This window comes from Hyphococcus lacteus, assembly GCF_041058985.1.
GTDB lineage: Bacteria > Pseudomonadota > Alphaproteobacteria > Caulobacterales > Parvularculaceae > Hyphococcus > Hyphococcus lacteus.
The window spans coordinates 48,788-62,820 of record NZ_JBEHZE010000002.1; the positions used below are offsets into that span (position 1 = coordinate 48,788).

Here is a 14,033-nt window from a genome sequence, read left to right on the forward strand (position 1 = left end):
GGGCCTCGCCTCACTCTTGTTCACTGTCGTCCATCTTGCCAAGAAATTGCTCGAAATCCTTAGCTTCACGGAAATTTTTATACACGGATGCGTAGCGCACATAGGCCACAGCATCGAGCTTGGCGAGCCCTTCCATCACAAGCTCGCCCACTCTTATTGTCTCGATTTCATTTTCGCCCATCGCTTCGAGTCGGCGAACGATGCCCGATACCATTTGCTCAACCCGCTCTGGCTCAAACTCGCGCTTACGCAATGCAATCAAAATCGACCGCATGAGCTTGTCTCGGTCAAACGGTGCGCGTTTCCCGGTGTTCTTGACCACCATCAACTCGCGCAACTGCACCCGCTCGAACGTCGTAAACCGACCACCACAGGCAGCGCATTCACGACGCCGCCGGACCGAAGCGCCATCTTCGGCCGGGCGAGAATCTTTGACCTGAGTTTCGTCACTGCCGCAAAAGGGACATCGCATCTGTATATTCCTTGCTGCTGTTTCGAACCCAAAAGGCCACGCAGCGTTTAGCTATAAATCGGGAAGCGCGCTGTGAGCGCTTTGACGCGCGTCGCCACAGCGGCCTCAACGCTCGAATCGGCCTCGCTATTATTGGCCATTGTATCAAGCACTTCGGCCATCATAGCCCCGATTTCCCGGAATTCCGCAACGCCAAAACCTCGGGTGGTGCCCGCGGGCGAGCCAATCCGGATGCCAGATGTCACTGTGAACTTCTCAGGGTCAAAAGGTACCCCATTCTTATTACAAGTTATACCTGCCCGTTCTAAGCTCTCTTCAGCCTTATTTCCTTTGACGCCCTTTGGTCGAAGATCAATCAAAGCCAAATGCGTATCGGTACCGCCAGAGACCACCGCATAGCCAGATTCAACCAGCACACTCGAAACAGCCTGAGCATTTTCAATGACTGCGCGTGCATAAGATTTAAATTCAGGGCGTAGCGCTTCACCAAAAGCGACAGCTTTTGCCGCGATGATATGCATCAACGGACCACCCTGTATTCCGGGAAATAATGCCGAGCGAATTTTCTTCGCAAGGTCAGCATCATTGGTCAGCACCAAACCACCGCGTGGTCCACGCATTGTTTTGTGCGTCGTCGTTGTAACCACATGTGCATGGTCCATCGGGTTAGGGTATTCGCCCGCCGCAACAAGGCCTGCAAAATGGGCCATATCGACCATGAGGTATGCGCCAACATTGTCGGCAATTTCACGGAAGCGTTTGAAGTCGATAATACGTGAATACGCACTACCACCAGCAATAATCATTTTCGGCTTATGCTGCTCAGCCAGATCAGCGAGTTGATCATAATCAATCAGATTATCATCCTCACGCACGCCATAGGATACTGCGTTGAACCACTTCCCTGATTGGTTCGCCTTGCCACCATGGGTTAGGTGCCCGCCAGACGCGAGATCCATCCCCAGGAACGTATCCCCCGGCTTCATGATCGACATGAAAACGCACTGGTTTGCTTGGCTTCCTGAATGCGGCTGAACTATTGCTTCAGTACTATTAAACAACTTTTTAGCGCGACTAATCGCAAGCTCTTCGACCTCGTCTACGAATTCACAACCGCCATAATAACGTCGCCCTGGATAACCTTCAGCATACTTGTTTGTAAGCACTGACCCGGCGGCTTCAAGCACAGCTTTTGATACGATATTTTCAGATGCGATCAGTTCGATCTGATCTTTTTGACGAACAAGCTCACGTCCCATTGCGGCAAAAATATCAGCATCTCTCTCAGCGAGAGTTTCAGTGAAAAAACCTTCCGGTAATTCGTAGGCATGACTAGCACTCATTAAGGCGTCTCCTGGCGAGGTGGCGGCACCCAAGAGCGGGTCCCATTTTATGGGGCTGACATATAAGCGCCGATTCTTTTAACGGCAATGCAGTCTGGGCATAACAGTCAAAATCGATCGAATATTCGTTCGAACTGATCAGTTTACCAATCTTGTGTGTAGAAGACCTGCGTACTTCACAATCAATAAATAGCGTATGGGCGCTCTTATCGATCAATTGTGCATGATTACTTGATTTTTTTGTATCTAAATAAGCGAAACCATTGCCAAGACGCTTAATTCGAGTTACCGGAATATTGGGGTGAGGAGCGCAACTTGTATTATCTTGCGCATAAGGGAGTGTATCCTTAGCAGTGCTTACCTTACTAGACAGTTCTATTAGTAAGCTCCGCATCTCCGGGAAAACGCTCCCAAAGGAGAAATAGTATGATTACTAAGAAGCCGGCTTCCGGCGAACAATTCAACGCAATAAATGTGGCTGGTGATATTGTGGCCGCCTATGTTGGCAACAACTCAGTAAAAGCTGAGGACTTACCAACTCTACTTCATGACGTTTTTTCAGCTGTCTCCGGCCTCGCTGAGGAAGGTGCAGACTTCATAACCAACCGCGAGCCTGCCGTTCCGATCGACAAATCGGTGACACCTGATTTCGTTATCTGCCTAGAAGACGGCAAAAAGCTCAAAATGCTAAAACGCTACCTGCGTACGCATTATGATCTTTCGCCTGAGGAATATCGTCGTAAATGGGGCTTACCTGCGGATTATCCGATGGTTGCACCAAATTACGCCAAACGCCGTTCACAATTTGCCAAAGATATCGGCTTGGGCACGGCTGCAACGTCTAAAAACCGCGCCGGCACTAAATCCGCCGCAAAGAAAGCCACCAGCAAAAAGCGTGTGGCAAAAAAGAAGTAACCAGCGGAGGCTCGGTCAAGGATAACGACACCTGCCCCCGAGCCTCTGCCATTCGCGCAGAAGTACCGAAAAAAGCGCAGAATAGATTGAAAGCCGAAGCCCCGAACAAATCGGGCCTTTCAATTCTACTCAATCACACCTCAAATTCCGCTCAGAAGCCGCAATACCGCGCCCTAAATAGGTTTGGGAATTGCTCACGCGCAAAAAAAATTGCGCCCTTTGAGAAATATTGCTTGCCGCCGCCGTTAACGGATCAGCGGCATCGCATCACTGTCCAGTGTCTAGTTCTGATACGGATTTAAGACACCTGACCTAATTTTTCTCTCCTCAATCCAATAAACGCGTCAATTCCAGCGTCCCATTTCCGTGGGAAATATAAAATTGTTCCTATCTGGGAAATTTTCAAATCAATTTTTTCACCAATAATCAACCACTTATCGAAGCTTTTACCATGATGTTTAGCCGTTTCTTAAAAGCCCCAATTTAGGTTCAGCCTCATCAAATAAGTAGATCCATTAGTTGCGTATTACGGGGATTAAAACCGTCATGACTGTCGTCGCAGAAACAATAGTACCATTGGCCATTGCCGAAGAAGCCCCGGCAAAGACGGATGCTTACGTCATCGGTCCAGATGGTACGCCACTGACTTTACAAGACCTCCCTCCGCCGAGCACGAAGCGCTGGGTAATCCGTCGCAAAGCAGAAGTCGTTGCCGCAGTTCGCGGTGGCCTTTTGACCCTCGAAGAGGCCTGCACCCGCTACACCCTCACTGTGGAAGAGTTTCTTTCATGGCAAAAAGCAATCGATCAATTTGGTTTGCCCGGCCTACGCGCGACACGCGTTCAACAATATAGGTAACCCTCCACTTTTCGGTTTTCGAACAGCCCGCGTCATCTATGACGCGGGTTTTTTTATGTCGGGCGATAACACGAAGAACCTCTACAACTGGCATCCCCCCCTTAAAGCCGTTACAATAAAGGCGATTTCGCTTTGGTCGGAATAGGCCAGCCCAGTAGTGGTATTCAGGCGAGCCCAAACAATGACCGGTTGTGTTCCTCATGATGAAGTTTATCGCCTCAACCCTCGACGCGGCAAAAGCAAAAGCGCACCGAGCGCTAGGCGAAAAAACGGTCATCATTTCCGTACGTAATCTACCGAGCGGTGATGTTGAGGTAACGGCCTCTGACAAACCATCGCCCGCAGCCCCGACCCCCGCACCGAAAGCCAGCTTTGCGGGAGCGGCCCGTGACGCGGTCGATGAAGGCCCGTTCAAGATGGGCGCTGGCGCGCGATTGAGCGATAGCATCGAAGCCAAATTTTCGGCCGATGCACTCTCGCGCCTTTCCAGCAAACTTAGCGGCGGAAAATCATCGCGCGGCATCAATATGAGTGACGTGACCGTTCGCGCTATGGCGGAAATCCTTGCGCCTCATGGTATCGGCGAGAGCCTATTGGCTGCGTTGGTCGATGGAGCCCGCAAATCAGACATTGATGAGGATCTTTATCGGTTGGAAACGGGCTTTCGCGAAACCTTCGTCTTTGCGCCAATGGTTTTCTCACCGACAAGCCCGATCATGCTTGTGGGGCCCACAGGCGCAGGCAAGACCTCCACCGCTGCAAAACTTGCCGCTGCGGCGCAGGCAAATGGCAGCAAAGCCACAATGATCACAGCGGATGTTGGGCGCGCCGGGGCTATTGATCAAATCAAAGCCTATGGTGAAGCGCTGCATGCGGAATATTTCATCACGGAATCGCCACTTGATGTGGCGCAAATTCTACGCAGCCACAAACCGCAAGGGGCCGTCGTTTTTGACACGCCCGGCGTCAGCCCTTTCGATAGCGCCGATATCGCTGCACTCCGAAGCTATCGTGAAGCCGCCAATGCCGAGCCGGTTTTGGTATTGCCTGCGAGCGGTGACGCCGACGAATATGTAGATTGGGCAATGGCCTTTAAAGAGATCGGTGTTCGGCGCTGTATCCTGACCAAATTCGACGCCACCAAACGGGTTGGCGCGGGGCTACGCGCAGCGTTCGAGGGCGAGCTTGCGCTCGCGCATTTCTCAGAAACGCCATTCATCTCCGAGGGGTTATTGACCGCGACGCCGGAATTCCTCGCGCGGCGGTTGATCGCCTCTCGCCCCGGCCCGATTTCACGCTAGGCCCAAAAGAAAAGCGGGCCATAGGCCCGCCAATTAAAACGCTACTTTATCTTTATACTGAATACGCTTTGTTACTAGATCAGCTGTTGGGGGACAGCTAAACTACTGTTTGCCAAGAAGTGCAACCGGGTCGACAGTTTTTGAATCCTGACGAATTTCAAAATGCAACTGCGGTGTGGTCACTGCGCCGGTCTGGCCGACTTTCGCGATCAACTGACCTTTGCGGACAGGATCACCTTTTTTGACTAGCATCGCGTCGTTATGGGCGTAGGCCGTAACAAATCCGTCCTGGTGTTTCACCAGTAATAGATTGCCAAAGCCCTCAAGCTCCGACCCGCGATAAACAACCTGACCATCGGCGGCCGCACGAACCGGCGAACCGACAGGCGCCGCAATATTGACGCCGTCATTACGACGACCAAGGTTGCCAGAGCCATATTCCGAAATCACCGCACCACGAACAGGCCACGAGAACAACGATTTCGCCGAAGCTGGTTCAGGCTTAGTATAAGAAACTGTACGAGAAATCTCACCTACGTCTGCGGGTGCTGTTTCACGTTTTACCGTGCGTTGCGTATTGGTTATTTGCGGTGTCGCTGGGCGATCTAACGCGGTGACCGGCGCTTGTGGAATCACAATCCGCTGGCCGACACTAAGCGCATATGGTGCACGCAGATTATTTGCCGCAGCAATATTACCTACGGAAACGCCTGATGCGCGTGAAATTGCATAGAGCGTTTCACCGCCGCGAACCGTATGTAATCTGTCTTGGGCTGCAACACGCCGGGTCGGCGCATCAACAGCAATCGCCGTCGCCCCTTTCGGCAGCTTTAACACTTGCCCAACACTCAACCCATAGGGTTTTTTAAGGTCATTCGCGTCAATGAGTTCGGCGGGTTCAACATTAAAGCGGCGCGAAATAGCATACACAGTATCCCCACGCTGAACTTCGATATAGCCTTTGGCTTTATGCAGATGCGCCGGGGCTGTTGAAACAGCCTGTCGCCCACCGTCACCTAAATAGACCGCCTTCACCGGGGTCAGCTGCACCGGCTCAATCGCTGCGCTTTGCGGTTGGTAAACTGGCTTTTGATAAACTTGCGCGGTTTGCACATTTTTCGCTTCGCGCGCGCGATAGATATCTTCTGGTGAATGATAAACGCGGGTTTGCCGCGCCGGGTCTGCACCATAAACAACAGGCGCATGATTATGAGATCCACACGCCGCGATCGCCATAAAAGAGCTTGTTAATAATGCCCAACCCACGGTTTTCATCACCCCTCCTCCAAAGAAAATATCAATTCGATTCGAACTGACGTTTGCTCTCTTTGGTTAACAGAAGGTAAATATATGGCCAGTCTGTTAAGGATTTGTCATTAATTTGAAAACCGTGGAGTCTACGCCTCAGTTTTAAAGCTATCCGTCAGTTTCTGATGCGAGTCCTTGTGGGTCAGCGCAAGGTGAAGCGGCGTAATCGAAATGCGGCCATCATAGATCGCGCGCAAGTCTGTTCCTTCGGGTGGATTGGATCGCGTCCCCTTAAAGCCATACCAATAATAGGTTCCGCCACGAAGGTCTTTGCGCTCTTCCGCAAAAAGCTGCACCGCGTCGCGATGGCCCTGCTCGGTGACCTCAATTCCTTTTACGTCGTCCGGCTCAACATCTGGAAAATTTACGTTGATCACCACGTCATCCGGCCACCCCGTATCGAGCAACTGGCGGACAATGCGCGCACCATTTGCCTCAGCGGTATGCCACCGCGCTTTGTCGCGATCGAGCCGTGACAACGACAGCGCGATTGATGGGATGCCCATAGACATGCCCTGAAAGGCTGCTGCGATGGTGCCAGAAACCGTCACATCTTCCGCGAGGTTCTGACCATTATTGACCCCGGAAAGAATTAGGTCCGGTTTTTTACCCTCTACTAACCGCGTCACGCCCATCATCACAGCATCACTTGGTGTTCCTGAAACAGAAAAGCGGCGATCATCAAATTTGCGCACACGCAAAGGGTGGGCAAGTGTCAATGCCCGCGCCGCGCCCGACTGTTCCTCTTGGGGCGCAACAACCCAAACATCATCAGAAAGCTCCTGCGCAATCTTAACCAGGCTTTCAAGCCCACGCGCATGGATACCATCATCGTTAGAACATAAAATCCGCATTCGGCTATTTCGCCTCAATCTTGGTGACACCACCCATGAACGGACGAAGTGCTTCGGGCACCGTCACTGAGCCATCAGCGTTCTGATAGTTTTCTAAAATCGCTACCATGGTGCGGCCAACCGCCAAGCCTGACCCATTCAGCGTATGCACAAACTTTGTTTGTTTCTCACCTTTGGGCCGGCACCGCGCATTCATCCGCCGCGCTTGGAAGTCGCCGCAATTGGAAACCGATGAAATCTCGCGGAATGCATTTTGTCCCGGCAACCATACTTCAATGTCATAGGTTTTAACTGCACCAAAACCCATATCGCCTGTTGAAAGCACCATGGTCCGGTATGGCAATTCAAGACGTTTCAATACCTCTTCGGCGCAACCGATCATGCGTTCATGCTCGTCTTTCGATTGGTCGGGCGCAGTGATTGAAACCAGTTCCACCTTTGAGAATTGGTGCAAGCGAATCATGCCGCGTGTATCGCGCCCCGCCGACCCAGCTTCGGACCGAAAGCACGGCGTCCATGCGGTCAAGCGCATGGGCAATTCTTCCTCGGCCACAATCTGTTCACGCACCATATTCGTCAACGAGACTTCTGCCGTAGGGATTAACCAATGATCGCCGGTGGTCTTAAACAAATCCTCTGTGAATTTCGGCAACTGGCCCGTGCCATAAAGCGCATCATCCTTGACCAACAATGGCGGAGCGACTTCGGTGTAATTAAATTCGCCCGTATGCAGATCAAGCATGAAGTTAGCAATCGCACGTTCCAAACGCGCTAGCTGCCCCTTTAAAAGAACAAACCGCGCGCCAGACATGTTCGCAGCGGTTTCAAAATCCATCTGGCCGAGCGCTTCGCCGATATCAAAATGTTCTTTCGCGCTGTTAGACCGGTTTGGCTCGCCCCATGTGCGCAATTCGACATTGGCGTCTTCGTCTTTGCCTTCGGGTACGTCATCAGCCGGGATATTCGGAATACCCGAAAGGATATCGCGAATGGCATCCTGTTTTTTCTTTTGCTCAGCTTCAGCAACGGGCATCTGCTGTTTGATCGCATCCACATCGGCGCGCAGACGGTTGAATTCATCCTCGTCGCCCTTGGCTTTCGCTGCACCAATCTGTTTCGAGGCTGCGTTGCGGCGCTCTTGCAGATCATTCAACACATGGGTGTATTTGCGCGCTTCCTCATCAAGGGCGAGGATCTCACCTGCGCGCGGACCTAGGCCACGGCGCGCGAGGCCAGCGTCAAATGCATCGGGGTTATCGCGGATGAATTTAATATCAAACATAGCGCTCGTTTAAAGGTGTTATGGATTTGGGTCTAGCCTGTTCAGCTAGCGACTTCCTCGTCAGCGCCCTCAGCGGCTTTTTTGACCCGCTTTTCTGCAAAGCGCACCGAAACTACGGAGGCCTCATAAAGGGCAATAATCGAAATCCCTAATATCAACTGACTAAACGGGTCCGGCGGGGTCAAGAATGCAGCCATAATGAAGATAGCAACGATCGCTACACGGCGGTTTTTGACCAAAAAACCAGAGGTCATCAAACCAGCGCTCGCCAGCAGGGTCAGGAATACCGGCAACTGAAACGCAAACCCGAACGCCATTATTAAGGTCGTCATCAGTGATAGATAATCACCCACACGCGTCAGAAGCTCAATCGAAACACCCGTGCCAGAACCTGCATCGCGCTCCATCCCCACCGCAAACCGCATGACGAACGGCATCAACACAAAGTAAACGAGGGCCGCGCCGGTGGTGAACAAAACTGGCATCGCCGCCAAGAACGGCAGCGCCGCCCGTCTTTCGTTGCGATAAAGCCCGGGCGCGACGAATTTGTAAATTTCATAGGCGACAACAGGAAATGCCAAGGCAATCGCCCCAAGCGCAGCAAGACGCACACGCGTGAAAAAAAACTCAAGCGGCGCGAAATACAGTTTTGGCTCAACGCCTGCTTCGGTCACCGCTCTTTCAAATGGAATCACGAGAAATTCATAAAGCGGGATCGAGAAAATAAAACAAACAGCAAACGCAACACCAAGCGCAATGACAGAAACGATCAAACGCTGCCGCAGTTCAACAAGATGGTCGAGCAGCGGCGCAGCCGATGCTTTTAACTCGTCCTCTTCATCATCGGGTTTCTCGTTCGCCGGATCGCCACTCATGGTTTGGCGATCTCTTGGTTTGGTTTTGCGTTTTCGGTCTTTGTCTCGCTTTGCGCGTCATCAGATGGCACTTGATCACCGACGGAATTTGAGACGGCTTGGTTAATCTCGCTCGCCTCTTTACGAATTTCGCTGTCTATCGGCGCAACAGTTTCATCGATTGCGCGTTTGGCATCACTGATCGGATTATGTTTTTTCAGATCATCAATCTCTTTGCGCAGCTCTTCCATATCGGCTTCGCGCGCCATTTGATCAAAAGCCGCCGTAAATTCGCCCGCCATGGCGCGGGCCTTCGCCATCATTCGCCCAGCATCGCGCATTAATTTGGGTAAGTCTTTTGGGCCGACCACGATCAGAATGACCACAGCGACGAGCATCAGTTCAAAAAAACCAAATTGCGGCATGAGGCTCATAAGCGGCCAATCACACTTCTACCTGTTTGCGCACTCCAGAATGGGCGCGGTTTATTCGGCGCGGGATTTTTCTTCATCGGAAACTGGCGTCACGTCCGTCGCCTTGTCGCCGCGATCATCAATGGCTTTTTCTTCTTCCTGTAGCCCTTTGCGGAAGGATTTAATACCTTTTGCAAAGTCACCCATAATTGATGAAATTTTGCCGCCACCGCCGAATAAAAGCAGGGCAAGCACAAGAATAATAACAATTTGCCAGGGTCCAATTGCGCCCATGATGCGCCTCTCAACTAGTTTCAGCGGTATAGGTAGAACGGGCGAGCGCGAGACGCAAACACCAATCGAAAAAAGTGGCTATATATCAGCCGCTTCATCAATAGAATCGGGGATTTCCTTGCCTTCATCCTCGTTAAGGAAGTCTTGGGCAAATTCACCGTCTTCCCCGTCCTCACCGTCATCTTCGTCGTCTTCTGCCTCAGATGGGCTTGGAACCGAGAATCCGGGCGGTAATCGCGCATCGAGAAGCCCGGCCGCTTTGAGGTCCGCAAGGCCTGGAAGATCGGTCACAGTCTCAAGACCAAAATGCTCCAGGAATGATTGCGTCGTACCATAAAGCGTTGGTCGCCCAGGCGCATCACGGCGCTTGCCGCGAAGTTTCACCCAACCAATTTCCAAAAGCTGGTCGAGCGAACCCTTGGCCACTTGAACGCCGCGCACATCCTCAATGTCAGCGCGGGTGCATGGCTGGTGATAGGCAATAATCGCCAATGTCTCGAGTGCCGCACGAGAGAGTTTACGCTGAGTGGTTTTTTCTTTTTGCAGGACGTGTGCAACATCTGCCGACGTCACGAAATGCCACTTGCCTTCCACCGCCCTTAGATTCACACCGCGATTTTCATAGTCAGCGCGCACGCGCTCAAGCAATGCATCTACGTCGGCACCGGCCGGTAGGCGATCAACAATGCTCTTGCGGTCAAGCGGTTCAAAGGCCGCGAACAACAGTGCCTCGAGCATACGTGTCTGCTCGACGAGGTCTTCTTCGCTCCATTCGACTGGTGCCGGCGCGGCGGCTTCTTGCAACTCGCCCTCGTCGCTAGTTACATCCTCCGCATCAGTTTCGACGGCAGTGTCTATCTCGGTATCGGCAGCCACATCTTCTGAAACAACTTCGTCGCTGTCGTTCAACGACGGTTCATTGTCTTCAGCGGTACGCTCGGCGACATCATCCGCCGTCGGCGCGGTTTCCAATTCGGTTGCCATTTCGTTTTCGGAAACTTGGTCATCCACGCTTGTCACTTCGCTTTCTTCACTCGACAATTCTTCCGCTAGCGCATCTTGGGTTGCGCGCGCATCCAATCCTTTGAAATCTCTTCCGGCGTCAGAATCCGTCATGACGCATCCTCTTCATCCGTTGACTGACGAGCTTTAATGTAAATAGGCTCGAAAGTTCCAAGCTGGCGAAGGTCAATCTTCCCGGCCTTTGCAAATTCAAGCGCCGCATTAAACGAGCTGGCAAGCACCGAAATATCTGGTGCCTCGACGTCGTAAGTTGTGGTCAGCGAACGAAGTTCAGTCCATTCCGGAATGGCACCCAGAATACGCTCCAGCCTAATACGCGCAGCTTCGACCGAATACACCGCCGGCGGCTCAATGTGATATTCCCGGTCCACCGCGGCGACCCGCTGCACCGAATAGGCACGCAAAAGATCATAGAGATCTGCCTGCCAATCGGGTTTGTGGGTGACACGAACCCCCTCTGGTGCGCCGCGCGTGAAAAAGTCTTCGCCTTTTTGCGGCAGCGCCTGAAGGTCTTCGACCACTTTGCGCATAGCCTCTAGGCGTTGTAGCTGAAACGCCAAGCGCGCAGCCATTTCGTCCGCAGTCGGCTCATCGCTGTCGCTCTCAACGACCGGCAGCAGCATTTTCGATTTAAGAAACGCCAACCACGACGCCATGACCAAATAGTCTGCCGCCAGCTCTAGATTGCGTTCTTTAGCGACTTCCACAAAGCGCAAATATTGATCGACCAACGCGACCATGGAAATCTTGCGGATATCAACCTTTTGATGACGCGCAAGATCAAGAAGAACATCAAGCGGTCCTTCATAGCCGTCGAGGTTCACCACCAACGCATCGACTGCGTCTTCCGGCACTTCAACGCGCACCGGCGCATCAAAAGCATCCTGCGTCTCCGCAGGAGCCTCGCTTGTCGCCGAGGTTGCGCCTTCGTCGGTCACAACTGCCGCCAATACAATGTTCTCACCATCCGCCATTACGCCACATAAGACCGATTCTGGCCCCTGCCTATCAGCCTTTCGTCCCCCTGTTGAAAATCAAGCCAATACTGGCTTTAGGAGCGCCCCAAGCCGCTCATAGGCCTCGGCAGTATCATCCCTGTCAACCACACGAAGCTCCAATAGCGCGGCCTTGGCGCGCTGTTCGGCCTTTCCCTTAAGGGTTTTCAATGCCTTAGCGCTTTCTTGCTTTTCCCCCATTGAGAAATTGCAATTTAGCACGATGTCACAACCAGCCTCATAGGCACTGGAAATCCGGTCACTGATTGCACCGCCCAACGCCTTCATCTTGAGATCATCCGTCATCAACAGGCCGTCAAATCCGATGTCACCCCGAATGACATTTTCCACAACCGCTGGTGATAGTGTTGCCGGATGCTCAGTGTCATAGGCTTCGAAAACGATATGCGCGGTCATGCCCATGCGGGTTTCGCAAAGCGCCTTGAAAGGATGAAAATCAACCTCTTCAAGATCAGCTTTCCGCGCACAGACATTTGGCAAATCATGATGGCTGTCGCATAAGGCCCGCCCATGGCCCGGCAAATGTTTAATCACCGGCAATGCGCCGCCATCTTTCAGGCCATCAATCTGTGCCTGCGCGAGCTTAATGATTGTGTCTTGATGTTTCGCCAGCGCGCGATCGCCAATCACCACCGGGTCTGCATCCATTTGCGGCACGTCGAGCATGGGGACACAATTTACATTGACCCCACAATCAGAAACCAACCGACCAAGCAAATAGCCATTTAGCCTTGCCGCCTCCGTCGCTTTTTTGGGGTCGAGCCGATAAAGCTCGCCAAACATGGCCGGCGCTGGGTGTTCAGGAAAAACCGGCGGCTTCATCCGCGCGACACGCCCGCCCTCTTGATCAATCAAGATCGGGGCATTGTCGCGCCCCACACATTCACGCAGTTCATCACAATGGGCCCGCAGTTGTTCCGGGCTTTCGCAATGGCGCGCAAAAACGATAAAACCCCATGGGTCTACATCACGGAAAAACGCGCGTTCCTCAGAAGAGAGACGCGCGCCTTCACAATCAAAAATTGCCGCTGTGGGCATCAGCCCCTTACCTCAATCATCACATCAGAAATAACTGCGTTCAAAGCCAAAGCGCCCAAAATCAAAGCGCTTTGATCAGGCAATCCTGCCCACGCTCTTTGAGGCCTGCACAATAAGTCTTTGCCGCATCAGAAGATGAGAAAGGCCCAATACGCAAACGATGATAAACGCCGCGATCACCGAGGTCCGCCCGCTCTACGTCAGGTGATTTACCGTCGAGATAACCATCGAGCTTTGTTTGCAGCCGTGACCACTGAGCCATGGCTTCGTCATTTGAACGGAACGCCCCGACCTGAACAACATGAGTACCGCCACTCGCCGCGGCAGAATTGCGCGACGCCGGACGGACATTACTCGCCGTTGTTGCGGGGGTCACGCTAACTGTTGCCGGTGCTGTATTTCGTGCCGTATCCTTGGGCTTTGGTGTCGGTGCCGTTTCAGGCCCCAGCGTTGCAGCATCTTCTTGTTTCAAGCTCGCGAGACGATCTTCGACTTCATCGGTGATGTCGGTGGTCGTTGTTTCTGCCTGAGATGCGAGTGCACCAATGGTGTCTTCTACATTGCGTGTAACTGGCTCTTCCGGGCCTTCGGCCAAGGTTGTCACTGGCTCCGGGTCGTTGCCGTCAAGCGCGTCATAAACTTCGCGGTCGGCAACAGTCTCGGAATTGTCAGCGGTTTCAATCTTGATCGGCTCAGGATCAGCAGCAACATAAGGCATCTCAGCCGCACCACCCTCGCGTCCGGCTTTCATGCCTTGGTTATAAGATATCCACACCACCGACACAAAAGCGCCGATCATGACAATACCCATGATCAATACGACTAGTCCCGACAGGCCGCGATCATCATCATCGTCGAACTCGTCATATTCTTGATAGTCGTCTTCGTAGGTCTCTTCATGTGCTGCGTTGGTCATGGTCCTAAACCGCTCCTTGGCAGACGTCGTTATCATAACGTCTGTATCATCTGTATGCGCCCGAAAGTCATAGGCGCGCTAATTCATAACGCAAGAGCGTTTGTCTAATCGCTCTTTTACGAACACTGCCGCAGAACTGCGGGCGC

General features: G+C 52.5%; 15 protein-coding genes. 3 read left to right on the forward strand and 12 right to left on the reverse strand.

All coding sequences use genetic code 11. The features are described from left to right. Nucleotides 1–10 precede the first annotated feature (10 nt). Together nrdR and glyA are read right to left on the reverse strand one after the other, a co-directional pair. Entirely contained in the window at nt 11–472 is a 462-nt protein-coding gene (gene nrdR, locus ABFZ84_RS13625) for a transcriptional regulator NrdR (RefSeq protein WP_369314631.1), read from the reverse strand. 47 nt (nt 473–519) lie between these two features. After that, a complete protein-coding gene (gene glyA, locus ABFZ84_RS13630; RefSeq protein ID WP_369314632.1) occupies nt 520–1,815 on the reverse strand; it encodes a serine hydroxymethyltransferase in 1,296 nt (431 codons plus the stop codon). Nucleotides 1,816–2,241: 426 nt separating this feature from the next. Between glyA and ABFZ84_RS13635 the strand changes: the two genes are divergently transcribed. The 3 genes from ABFZ84_RS13635 to ABFZ84_RS13645 all read left to right on the forward strand — a co-directional run bounded on the left by ABFZ84_RS13635 (nt 2,242) and on the right by ABFZ84_RS13645 (nt 4,889). After that, complete coding sequence (locus ABFZ84_RS13635; protein ID WP_369314633.1) at nt 2,242–2,730, forward strand: MucR family transcriptional regulator; 489 nt, start codon at nt 2,242–2,244, stop codon at nt 2,728–2,730. A gap of 546 nt (nt 2,731–3,276) precedes the next feature. After that, a complete protein-coding gene (gene sciP, locus ABFZ84_RS13640) occupies nt 3,277–3,588 on the forward strand; it encodes a CtrA inhibitor SciP (RefSeq protein WP_369314634.1) in 312 nt (103 codons plus the stop codon). A 200-nt stretch (nt 3,589–3,788) separates the two neighbouring features. Then, nucleotides 3,789–4,889: a flagellar biosynthesis protein FlhF gene (locus tag ABFZ84_RS13645; RefSeq protein WP_369314635.1), complete on the forward strand. Its 1,101-nt coding sequence runs from the start codon at nt 3,789–3,791 to the stop codon at nt 4,887–4,889. A 102-nt stretch (nt 4,890–4,991) separates the two neighbouring features. On the opposite strand, the gene ABFZ84_RS13650 is transcribed toward ABFZ84_RS13645, so the two are convergent. The 10 genes from ABFZ84_RS13650 to ABFZ84_RS13695 all read right to left on the reverse strand — a co-directional run bounded on the left by ABFZ84_RS13650 (nt 4,992) and on the right by ABFZ84_RS13695 (nt 13,887). After that, nucleotides 4,992–6,164, reverse strand: coding sequence for a peptidoglycan DD-metalloendopeptidase family protein (locus ABFZ84_RS13650; protein WP_369314636.1), 1,173 nt, complete (start codon nt 6,162–6,164; stop codon nt 4,992–4,994). Nucleotides 6,165–6,286: 122 nt separating this feature from the next. Then, nucleotides 6,287–7,051 carry a 5'/3'-nucleotidase SurE gene (gene surE / locus ABFZ84_RS13655; RefSeq protein ID WP_369314637.1) on the reverse strand — a complete coding sequence of 255 codons (765 nt, stop codon included), beginning with the start codon at nt 7,049–7,051 and terminating at the stop codon, nt 6,287–6,289. A gap of 4 nt (nt 7,052–7,055) precedes the next feature. After that, entirely contained in the window at nt 7,056–8,333 is a 1,278-nt protein-coding gene (gene serS / locus ABFZ84_RS13660) for a serine--tRNA ligase (RefSeq protein WP_369314638.1), read from the reverse strand. A 41-nt stretch (nt 8,334–8,374) separates the two neighbouring features. Next, nucleotides 8,375–9,208 (reverse strand): twin-arginine translocase subunit TatC, encoded by an 834-nt coding sequence (gene tatC, locus ABFZ84_RS13665; protein WP_369314639.1) that lies wholly within the window; start codon nt 9,206–9,208, stop codon nt 8,375–8,377. Continuing rightward, complete coding sequence (gene tatB / locus ABFZ84_RS13670) at nt 9,205–9,612, reverse strand: Sec-independent protein translocase protein TatB (RefSeq protein WP_369314640.1); 408 nt, start codon at nt 9,610–9,612, stop codon at nt 9,205–9,207. The genes tatC and tatB overlap by 4 nt, the downstream gene beginning before the upstream one ends. Before the next feature lie 60 nt (nt 9,613–9,672). Continuing rightward, on the reverse strand, nt 9,673–9,894 hold the full coding sequence (tatA, locus tag ABFZ84_RS13675; RefSeq protein ID WP_369314641.1) for a twin-arginine translocase TatA/TatE family subunit: 222 nt from the start codon (nt 9,892–9,894) through the stop codon (nt 9,673–9,675). 78 nt (nt 9,895–9,972) lie between these two features. After that, nucleotides 9,973–11,010 (reverse strand): SMC-Scp complex subunit ScpB, encoded by a 1,038-nt coding sequence (gene scpB / locus ABFZ84_RS13680; protein WP_369314642.1) that lies wholly within the window; start codon nt 11,008–11,010, stop codon nt 9,973–9,975. Further along, the gene (locus ABFZ84_RS13685; RefSeq protein WP_369314643.1) at nt 11,007–11,891 is read right to left on the reverse strand and encodes a segregation and condensation protein A; all 885 of its coding nucleotides are present in this window, start codon (nt 11,889–11,891) and stop codon (nt 11,007–11,009) included. The genes scpB and ABFZ84_RS13685 overlap by 4 nt, the downstream gene beginning before the upstream one ends. A gap of 60 nt (nt 11,892–11,951) precedes the next feature. Beyond that, nucleotides 11,952–12,971, reverse strand: a complete 1,020-nt coding sequence (gene nagZ, locus ABFZ84_RS13690; RefSeq protein WP_369314644.1) for a beta-N-acetylhexosaminidase — start codon at nt 12,969–12,971, stop codon at nt 11,952–11,954. Between the two features lie 61 nt (nt 12,972–13,032). Beyond that, a complete protein-coding gene (locus ABFZ84_RS13695; protein ID WP_369314645.1) occupies nt 13,033–13,887 on the reverse strand; it encodes an SPOR domain-containing protein in 855 nt (284 codons plus the stop codon). Nucleotides 13,888–14,033 lie beyond the last annotated feature (146 nt).